2 protein-coding genes and 1 pseudogene are annotated in these 2,125 nt (G+C 68.5%); all 3 read left to right on the top strand.

Annotated features, from left to right (window positions below; all coding sequences use genetic code 11):
- Positions 1-389, top strand: a pseudogene (locus TSO5_RS32005) (methylmalonyl Co-A mutase-associated GTPase MeaB); the annotation flags it as partial.
- 229 nt (positions 390-618) lie between these two features.
- On the top strand, positions 619-1,350 hold the full coding sequence (locus tag TSO5_RS32010; protein ID WP_109155385.1) for a phasin family protein: 732 nt from the start codon (positions 619-621) through the stop codon (positions 1,348-1,350).
- 218 nt (positions 1,351-1,568) lie between these two features.
- The gene (gene rpmB, locus TSO5_RS32015; protein WP_042696295.1) at positions 1,569-1,868 is read left to right on the top strand and encodes a 50S ribosomal protein L28; all 300 of its coding nucleotides are present in this window, start codon (positions 1,569-1,571) and stop codon (positions 1,866-1,868) included.
- Positions 1,869-2,125: the final 257 nt, after the last annotated feature.

Here is a 2,125-nt window from a genome sequence, read left to right on the forward strand (position 1 = left end):
CCGACGGTGCCCCCCCCCCCCCCGCCCGCCACACCGTCGCCGACTATCGCCACGCGCTGGCCCTGCTGCGCCATGGCGACTGGCGGGTGCCGGTGCTCAGCTGCTCCGCCTTCCGGAAGATCGGCATCGACACGGTGTGGCAGACCATCGGCGAGCACAAGGCGCTGACCGAGGCCAACGGCGCCCGCGCCAGCCGCCGGGCGGAGCAGGCCCGCGCCTGGCTGTGGAGCGAGATCCGCGAGACGCTGATCGACCGTTTCCGCGCCCACCCCGCCGTGCGGGCCGATCTGGCGCGACTCGAGGCGGAGGTGACCGCCGGAACCACCATCCCGGCCGCCGCCGCCCATATCCTGCTGGGGCGCTTCCTCGACCAGCCAAGCAAATCATAATTGGGTCCGGCATAATCCGTTCAGCTTATGCTGCACCGCAACAAATCCGTTGCACCGCACCATCCGTCGGGCTATTCTGCGCCGGGCGGGAAAGGGGCGACGTGTGTCGATTCGGCCTTTGTCGATTCGGTGAACATCGCTTGGGCCGGGGTGCCCGCGGTCTCCTGGGGTTACGCCGGAGCGGCCTTTCCGTTTCCGCCAATGCGCCTTTTCCACGGGAGACAACGCCATGACCGCTCAGCCGACCCCCGCCAACGTCCTGAACCTGTTCAAGACCAACGCCCAAACCACCGCGGCCAAGTCCGCCCGCGTCGCCACCCTGGTCCAGGACGGCTACCGCCGCTGGTTCGACGGCGTGACCGCCTCGGTGAACGACGCCAGCCGTCTGGCCGCCGGGCTGGGCAAGGCCCGCACCCCCGCCGATCTGGCCGCGCTGCAGCGCGATTGGCTGTCCACCGCCCAGGCCCGCGTGACCGAGAGCGTGCAGGGCTTCCTGGACGTCTCCACCAAGATCGCCGCCGAGATCACCACCCTGCCGACTCCGGTCGCCGATGCCGCTCCGGTTGCCGCCCCCGTTCCGGTCGCATCCCCGAAGGCCGAGGCTCCGAAGCCGACGCTGGTGACGGTCGCCGCCCCGAAGGCCGAGGAGCCGAAGGTTGAGGCGCCGAAGGTTGAGGCAAAGGTCGAAGCCCCCGCTCCGGCCCCGGCCGTCGAGGCTCCGGAAGCCGCTCCGGTGCCGGCCCCGGTTCCGGTCAAGGCTGCCGAGACCGCTCCGGTCGCCGCCGCCAAGCCGGTCGAGGTTCCGGTGCAGGAACTGGTCGAGACGGTGAAGGCCGAGCAGGCCGCTCCGGCCGCCGCCTTCGCCGAGGAGGTGAAGGCCGTGGCCAAGCCGGCGCCGCGCCGCCAGGCCAAGCCGGTTGCCGCCAAGCCGGCGTCGAAGACCTCCCCCACCGTGAACTGACACCGGTCACGGCAAGATTGGCGCGGCGCGTCTCTTCGCCTGATCGAAGAGGCCGCCGCGCTTCGACTCTCCACCTTTCCGCGACGACTCGGCTTTTGACGGTTTCATCGCGGATCCCGGCTTGACGACGGCGCTTTTGTTCGACTATATAGCGGCCTCCTTCGGGCGGCAGGCCGTCCGTTACCGGGTTTCATTTGCTAAAGTAAAGGATCAGTCCGATGGCACGTCGGTGCTCCGTGACCGGCAAGGGCACGCAGTTTGGCAACAACGTCAGCCACGCCAACAACAAGAATCGCCGCCGCTTCCAGCCGAACCTCCAGGAAACGTCGCTGCTCAGCGACAGCCTGGGGCAGCTGGTGCGTCTGCGCCTCTCGGTGAACGCGATCCGCTCGATCGAGCACAAGGGCGGCCTCGACGCCTTCCTGCTCGATGCGAAGGACGCCGTCCTGAGCCTCGACGCCCGTCGCATCAAGCGCCGGATCGCCAAGGCCCAGGAGAAGCAGCAGGTCGCGGCCTGATAGCTTCCCCGGCATCTGGGGCGCGTTTGGTGTGCTGAGGCGGGGCGCTTGCCGCTCCGCCGACAAGAATTAGGACGCGTACAGGACGATTCCGACTCCCGGTAAGAGAGCGGCGCGCGACATCCGAAAGGGTGCCGCGCGTTTCGTCGTTTCTGGGGGTGTGGTGTTGCTATGGCCGTTGCCCCCTCCCCATCCCTTGTATGTTGAGTTTGGCTTATAGTGTCTCCGACGGATCGAGCTGCTGGGGGTGGCCACCC

The sequence above is a fragment of the Azospirillum sp. TSO5 genome (genome assembly GCF_003116065.1).
Lineage (GTDB): Bacteria > Pseudomonadota > Alphaproteobacteria > Azospirillales > Azospirillaceae > Azospirillum.